5 protein-coding genes and 1 pseudogene are annotated in these 7,571 nt (G+C 66.5%); 3 read left to right on the top strand and 3 right to left on the bottom strand.

Annotated elements, in window-relative coordinates; genetic code table 11:
• Positions 1-1,579, bottom strand: a pseudogene (acs, locus tag ABD024_RS00620) (acetate--CoA ligase); the annotation flags it as partial.
• A 166-nt stretch (positions 1,580-1,745) separates the two neighbouring features.
• Between acs and ABD024_RS00625 the strand changes: the two are divergent.
• Both ABD024_RS00625 and ABD024_RS00630 read left to right on the top strand, forming a co-directional pair.
• Positions 1,746-3,125, top strand: a complete 1,380-nt coding sequence (locus tag ABD024_RS00625; protein ID WP_343848641.1) for a hypothetical protein — start codon at positions 1,746-1,748, stop codon at positions 3,123-3,125.
• Between the two features lie 161 nt (positions 3,126-3,286).
• The gene (locus tag ABD024_RS00630; protein ID WP_425543103.1) at positions 3,287-4,957 is read left to right on the top strand and encodes an MFS transporter; all 1,671 of its coding nucleotides are present in this window, start codon (positions 3,287-3,289) and stop codon (positions 4,955-4,957) included.
• Positions 4,958-5,036: 79 nt separating this feature from the next.
• On the opposite strand, the gene ABD024_RS00635 is transcribed toward ABD024_RS00630, so the two are convergent.
• Complete coding sequence (locus ABD024_RS00635) at positions 5,037-5,297, bottom strand: GlsB/YeaQ/YmgE family stress response membrane protein (protein ID WP_343848643.1); 261 nt, start codon at positions 5,295-5,297, stop codon at positions 5,037-5,039.
• Positions 5,298-5,484: 187 nt separating this feature from the next.
• Between ABD024_RS00635 and ABD024_RS00640 the strand changes: the two genes are divergently transcribed.
• Positions 5,485-7,158, top strand: a complete 1,674-nt coding sequence (locus tag ABD024_RS00640; protein ID WP_343848645.1) for an AMP-binding protein — start codon at positions 5,485-5,487, stop codon at positions 7,156-7,158.
• Between the two features lie 10 nt (positions 7,159-7,168).
• Here ABD024_RS00640 and ABD024_RS00645 read toward each other — a convergent pair whose 3' ends face one another.
• A complete protein-coding gene (locus ABD024_RS00645; protein WP_343848647.1) occupies positions 7,169-7,408 on the bottom strand; it encodes a hypothetical protein in 240 nt (79 codons plus the stop codon).
• Positions 7,409-7,571: the final 163 nt, after the last annotated feature.

Below are 7,571 nucleotides of genomic sequence, written 5' to 3' on the forward strand. Positions count from 1 at the left end.
AGTAGTAGCCGTCCTCGTCACGACGCGCGCCGTCGCCGCTGAAGTAGTTGCCGGGGTAGGCGCTGAAGTAGGTCTCGATGAAGCGCTGGTGGTCGCCGTAGATGGTGCGCACCTGGCCCGGCCAGGAGTCGGTGATCAGCAGGTTGCCCTCGGCCACGCCCTCCTGCACGGTGCCTTCGGCGTCGACGATGGCCGGCTTGATGCCGAAGAACGGCAGCGTGGCCGAGCCCGGTTTGGTGCCGATCGCGCCCGGCAGCGGCGAAATCATGATGCCGCCGGTTTCGGTCTGCCACCAGGTATCGACGATCGGGCAGCGGTTCTCGCCGACCACGCGGTTGTACCACTCCCACGCTTCCGGATTGATCGGTTCGCCGACCGAGCCGAGCAGGCGCAGCGAGGCGCGCGAGGTCTTCTTCACCGGTTCCTCGCCTTCGCGCATCAGCGCGCGGATCGCGGTGGGCGCGGTGTAGAAGATGCTGACCTTGTGCTTGTCGATCACCTGCCAGAAGCGGCTGTGGTCGGGGTAGTTCGGCACGCCCTCGAACATCACCGTGGTCGCGCCGTTGCAGAGCGGGCCGTACACCACGTAGCTGTGGCCGGTGACCCAGCCGACATCGGCGGTGCACCAGTAGACGTCGTCCTCGCGCAGGTCGAACACCTGCTCGTGGGTGTAGCTGATGAACACCAGGTAGCCGCCGGTGCTGTGCACCACGCCCTTCGGCTTGCCGGTGGAGCCGGAGGTGTACAGCACGAACAGCGGATGCTCGGCCTCGACCGGCGTCGGCGGGCACTCGGCGCTCTGGCCGTCCATCAGCGTGTGGTAGTAGCGGTCGCGCGGCGATTGCATGTTGATCGCGCCGCCGGTGTGGCGCACCACGATCACGGTTTCCACGCTGTTGGTGCCGGGCCGTTCCAGCGCCGCGTCCACGTTGATCTTGAGCGGAATGCGCTTGCCCGCGCGCAGGCCCTCGTCGGCGGTGATCACCACCTTGGCGGTGGAGTCGGCGATGCGCCCGGCCAGCGAGTCGGGCGAGAAGCCGCCGAACACCACCGAGTGGATCGCGCCGAGGCGGGCGCAGGCCAGCATCGCCACCGCGGCTTCCGGAATCATCGGCAGGTAGATCGCCACGCGGTCGCCCTTGACCACGCCGAGATGCTTCAGCGTGTTGGCGAACTTGCACACCTCGGCATGCAGCTCGCGGTAGGTGATCTTGCGCGACTCCTTCGGGTCGTCGCCTTCGAAGATGATCGCCACCTTGTCGCCGCGCTTTTCCAGCTGGCGGTCGAGGCAGTTCGCCGAAACGTTGAGTTCGCCGTCCTCGTACCAGCGGATGTGCAGGTCTTTCGGATCGAACGAGACATCCTTGATCTTCGTCGGCGGCTTGATCCAGTCCAGGCGCTGGCCGATGCGGCCCCAGAAGCCCTCCGGATCGTTGACCGACTCGGCGTAGAGGCGTGTGTAGTCGTCGTGGCGCAGACGCGCCGCGGCGGCAAACGAGGGGTTGACCGGATAGAGCTTGGACATGGCTGGGCTCCTGCTGGCTCGGCGTGGAAGGTGGCGACAGGGATACCGCGGCAGGCGTCAGCGCCCGGCGGTGTGCGGACTTCGAGTGTAGCCCGATCGATACGGAGGTGGCGGCGCGCAGCCGGCTCGACTTTGGTCGATGTTCGACCAATGGCGAATAGTCGCCCGCGCTGCAGCATGGCCATGCTCGGCCCGTCATCGACCTCGGGGAGACGCACGCATGACCACGCGACACACCAACCGTTATTCCGCGCTTGCCCTGAGCATGGCTTGCGCCCTGATGCTCCCGCTGGCTGGCCATGCGCAGAGCGACACGCGCGAGCAGCAACTCGAACAGCGCGTGGCGCAACTCGAGCAGCAGTTGAACGAATTGAAGGCGATGATCCAGGCGCAGAAAGCCGCGCCCGCCGCGCCGGCGGCACCCGCGCAGAATGTGGCGGCGGCTCCGGCCGCCGCGACGCCGGTATTCAGCAGCGCCCCCGGCGTATCGGTGGCGTTGCACGGCTTCGTCAGCGCCAGCGCGTTCAGTCAGAACAAGAGCTTCACCTACGGCAACGGCCAGAACGCGTTGTTCCCGATCCCCGGCTCGAAGGGTTCGCTCTCCGGCGTCGACGTGCGCAACACGCGCTTCTGGCTCGATTTCAAGGGCGCCAAGTTCGCCGGCAACTGGAGCGGCGGCGGGCGCATCGAGATGGACTTCTTCGGCGGCTTCAACGGTACCGGTGCCTACAGCCAGCAGCAGCCGACGCCGCGGCTGCGCCAGGCCTACATGGACCTGACCAACCCGGAAAGCGGCACCACGGTGCGCATCGGCCAGCAGTGGGACCTGATGTTCCCGGTCGACAATTCGCCGACCTCGCTGGCGCACATCGCGTTCCCGCTGGGCTTCGGTTCCGGCTACGGCGGCTGGCGCTTCCCCGGCGTGGTGGTGATGCAGGATCTCAACCACGGCAGCACCGGCGCGCAATGGCGGCTCGACGTGGGCGTGTTCGAAGGCACCTGGAGCGGACCCGGCAACAACGTCAACTACCTCACCGCCGGCAGCGTCGGTTTCCGTCCGCAGGTCGAGGCGCGATTGCACGTGCAGGACAAGAACTGGCTGGCGTACTTCTCGGCGCATTACAGCAAGGTCGACCTGCGCGGGGTGGGCGGCACCGCACCCACGCCGATCCGCTCCGACGTCAAGAGCGTGGGCTACGAGATCGGCGGCCAGTGGAAGCCCGGTCCGTGGACGTTCAAGGGGCTGGCCTACACCGGCAACGGCCTCGGCGAGATCTTCGGCGCGATGTCGCAATTCGGCGACATCCAGGAAAGCGGCGGCTTCGTGCAGGCGGGCTACAGCTTCACGCCGAACTGGAGCCTGTACGCGTTCTACGCCTACAGCCGACCGGATACCCACGACGTGATCACCTGGATGGGCAACGGCGCGACCGGGCTGCTGCGCAACCGCCAGACGGCGTTGAGCCTGCAGTACACCGCCGGTTCCTATGACCTCAGTGCCGAATGGATGCACGACAAACTCGACTCCACCAGCAACGGCGTGGACCGCAAGACCACCAGCGGCAACCAGGTCAGCCTCAACGCGCTTTATCGCTTCTGAAAACTTCACGGCGGCGTACCGCGTGTACGCCGCCCGTTGATTGCCCTCCCGTCGCGTCGGGAGGATGACGAGGTGCGGTCCGTTCGAGGGACGACCGCACCTCCCAACTTCTCCCCGGGTTCCCGGGAGAGGCATTTCACTATCTCGGGAGGGGAAACATCATGGCCACAAATGCGATTGACGCCACCGGCGGCAATGCTGGCGCCGCGCTCGACGTCAGCCACAAGCGGGTGATCCTGGCGTCCAGTCTGGGCACCGTGTTCGAGTGGTACGACTTCTACCTGTACGGCTCGCTCGCCGTGATCATCGGCCACCAGTTTTTCTCGGGGTTGAACGAGGCGAGCCAGCTGGTGTTCGCCTTGCTCGCGTTCGCCGCCGGTTTCGCGGTGCGCCCGTTCGGTGCGCTGGTGTTCGGCCGGGTCGGCGACCTGGTCGGGCGCAAGTACACGTTCCTGATCACCATCGTGATCATGGGCCTGTCGACCTTCTTCGTGGGCCTGTTGCCCAGTTACGGCTCGATCGGCATGGCGGCGCCGGTGATCCTGATCGCGTTGCGCATGCTGCAAGGCCTCGCACTGGGCGGCGAGTACGGCGGCGCGGCCACCTACGTGGCCGAGCACGCACCGAAAGGCAAGCGCGGCCTGTACACCAGCTTCATCCAGATCACCGCCACCTTCGGCCTGTTCCTGTCGCTGCTGGTGATCCTGGGCTGCAAGTGGCTGCTCGGCGACAAGTTCGACGACTGGGGCTGGCGTATTCCGTTCCTGCTGTCGTCGCTGCTGCTGGCGGTGTCGGTGTACATCCGCCTGCAGCTGGCCGAGTCGCCGGTGTTCAAGCAGATGAAGGAGGAAGGCAAGCAGTCGAAGGCGCCGCTGACCGAGTCGTTCGCGCGCTGGGGCAACCTCAAGCTGGTGATCCTGGCCCTGTTCGGCGCCACCGCCGGCCAGGCCGTGGTGTGGTACTGCGGCCAGTTCTACGCGATGTACTTCCTCGGCAGCACATTGAGGATCGACGCCACCACCACCCAGCTGCTGATTGCCGCGGCACTGTTGATCGGCACGCCGTTCTTCGTGGTGTTCGGCTGGCTGTCCGACAAGATCGGGCGCAAGCCGGTGGTGCTGGCCGGTTGCCTGCTCGCCGCACTGACCTACTTCCCGATCTTCAAGGGGCTTACCCACTACGGCAACCCGGGCGCGGAGACGGCGCGTGCGACGGCACCGGTCACCGTGCTCGCCGATCCGGCCACCTGCCACCTGCAGATCAACCTCACCGGCACGCAGGTCTTCACCAGTTCCTGCGACGTCGCCAAGAGCTACCTGGCCAAGCGCGGCGTGCCGTACGACAACGTCGCGGCGCCGGCCGGTTCGCTGGCGAAGGTGACCGTGGGCGAAGCCAGTCACGAGGCGTTCGAGGGCAGCAGCCTGAGCAAGGCGGACTTCACCGCGCAGAACAAGACGTTCACCACCAGTCTCGGTGCCGCGCTCGACCAGGCCGGCTACCCGGCCAAGGCCGACCCGGCGCGTACCAACTACCCGATGCTGATCGTGCTGCTGACCTTGCTGGTGCTGTACGTGACCATGGTCTACGGCCCGATCGCGGCGTGGCTGGTGGAGATGTTCCCGACCAGGATCCGCTACACCTCGATGAGCCTGCCATACCACATCGGCAACGGCTGGTTCGGCGGCTTCCTGCCTTCGGTGTCGTTCGGCATCGTGGCGCTCACTGGCAACATCTACTCCGGCCTGTGGTACCCGGTGGTGATTGCGATGATGACCTTCGTGATCGGCCTGCTGTTCGTGGGCGAAACCAAGGACGTCGATCTGCGCGACTGAGTGCGGCCAGCAAGGTACGGAAAACGCAGCGGCTCGTGCCGCTGCGTTTTTCTTTGGCCGCCGCGAACCGGACGAATCGTCAGGCGCGCTTGATCAGGCCAATGAGCACCAGCAGCACGATCGCGCCGATCATCGCGTAGACGATGCTGGTGACGATCGGGCTGCCGAGACTGAAGCCTACGCCGAGCATCGGCAGCAGCCAGCCGGCGAGGAACGCGCCGATGATGCCGACCACGATGTTGCCGAGCAGGCCGAAGCCGAAACCGCGCACGATCAGGCCGGCCAGCCAGCCCGCGATCGCGCCGATGAGCAGAAAAATGATCAAGCCGGATGCAGTCATTGTGAACTCCCAGGAAGTGCGGGGCGGCGGGATGCCACGCCGTGACGTCAGCGCAAGCGTCGTTGTTTCACCGTGCAGCGATCGTGATTGAAGGGTGATGCTGCCGTCCCGCGCCATGCACGCGCTGCCGCGATCCGGGCGTTATGCTGGCGGCCCGGTTCCGTACGATGACTACGGGAGAGCACCGATGAGTGCCGCACCAAGTTACGTTCATGGCGCCAGCGCGAAACCGTTGCTGGGCGACACGCTGGGCTCGCTGATCGACCGCATCGCCGCCGCCCATCCCGAGCGGCCGGCGCTGGTGGTGCGCGCGCAGAACGTGCGCATGAACTACCGTGAATTCCATGCCGAAGTGGAACGCGTCGCCGCCGGTTTGCTGGCCTTGGGACTGCAGCGCGGCGATTGCGTCGGCATCTGGTCGCCGAACCGGGCCGAGTGGGTGGTGCTGCAGTTCGCCGCGCCGAAGGCCGGGCTGATCCTGGTCAACATCAACCCGGCCTATCGTGTGCACGAGTTGGAATACGCGCTCAACAAGGTGGCATGCCACACGCTGCTGCTGCCGCGGCGCTTCAAGACCTCGCATTACCTGGACATCCTCGGCGAGCTGGCGCCGGAACTGGCCGCCAGTACACCCGGCCAGTTGCATGCGGCACGGCTGCCGGCGTTGCGCGAAGTGATCCTGCTGGACGAGGTGGCGGCCGCGGGGACGCGCAGCTGGCAACAACTGGTGGCGTTCGGCGATACCAGCGCGCTGGCGCAGCTGCATGCGGTGGAGCCGGAGCTCGGTTTCGACGACCCGGTGAATATCCAGTTCACCTCCGGCACCACCGGCGCGCCGAAGGGTGCCACGCTGACCCACCACAACATCGTCAACAACGGCTGGTTCATCGGCGAGGCGATGCGCCTCACCGAGCGCGACCGGCTGTGCATCCCGGTGCCGTTCTATCACTGCTTCGGCATGGTGTTGGGCAACCTCGCCTGCGTCACCCACGGCGCCTGCATGGTGATCCCCGGCGAGGGGTTCGACGCGCTGACCACGCTGGAAACCGTGGCCGCGGAAAAATGCACCGGCCTGCACGGCGTGCCGACAATGTTCATCGCCGAACTCGAACATCCGCGCTTCGCCGAGTTCGATCTCGGCAGCCTGCGCACCGGCATCATGGCCGGCTCGCCGTGCCCGATCGAGGTGATGCGGCGGGTGGTCAGCGAGATGCACCTGAGCGAGATCACCATCGCCTACGGCATGACCGAGACCAGCCCGGTGAGTTTCCAGACCGTGCCGGACGATCCGCTGGAACGGCGCGTCGACAGCGTGGGCCGGATCCATCCGCAACTGGAAGTGAAGCTGGTCGACGAACGCGGCCGGGTGGTGCCGCGCGGCACCCCGGGCGAATTGTGCACGCGCGGCTACTCGGTGATGCGGGGCTACTGGGACGACGAGGCGCGTACCCGCGAGGTCATCGACGAAGCGCGCTGGATGCACACCGGCGACCTCGCGGTGATCGACGCGGACGGCTACTGCAGCATCGTCGGCCGGCTCAAGGACATGATCATCCGCGGCGGCGAGAACGTGTACCCGCGCGAGGTCGAGGAGTTCCTGTACACCCATCCGAAGGTGCTCGACGTGCAGGTGTTCGGCGTGCCCGATGCGAAGTTCGGCGAGCAGGTCTGTGCGTGGATCCGCCTGCGCGAAGGCAGCGCGGCCAGCGCGGCCGAGATCCAGGATTACTGCCGCCATCACCTGGCCTACTACAAGGTGCCGCACTACGTGCGTTTCGTCGATGCGTTCCCGATGACGGTGACCGGCAAGGTGCAGAAGCACCTGATGCGCGAGGCGATGGTGGCCGAGCTGGAGCGGTAGCGCGACGGGCCTAGCGCGGGGTGCGCTCGTGCTTCAGCGGAACCTTGCCCTCGCGCAGCCGCTTCAGGTCGTACTCGGACAGGCTGTCGTCACGCGCACGGCCGGCGATGCGCGCCTGCACGAAGGCCAGTGCGGTAGCGAAAATGCCGACCAGTCCGACCAGCAGCCAGAAGCCCCACGCGCCGGCACTGTGGCGGGTGAAGCACAGCACGAATGCGAACACGGTGAGGGCGAGCAGCAGCCAGCGCATGAGGAAGCCCCGACAGGTGGAAACGCGCCGCCGGCGGCGGCGGACGGCCGCATCATAGCGCCGCCACCGCATGTCCGGCGCAAGCCGGGTCACACCGCGAAAAAAATGTCGCGACGGCTGAGACGTCGCCGCGCGACACTGTGCCGATGGACGATCCCTCGCC

Origin of the sequence: Rhodanobacter soli (genome assembly GCF_039523495.1) — a bacterium.
In the GTDB taxonomy this organism is placed as follows: Bacteria; Pseudomonadota; Gammaproteobacteria; order Xanthomonadales; family Rhodanobacteraceae; genus Rhodanobacter; species Rhodanobacter soli.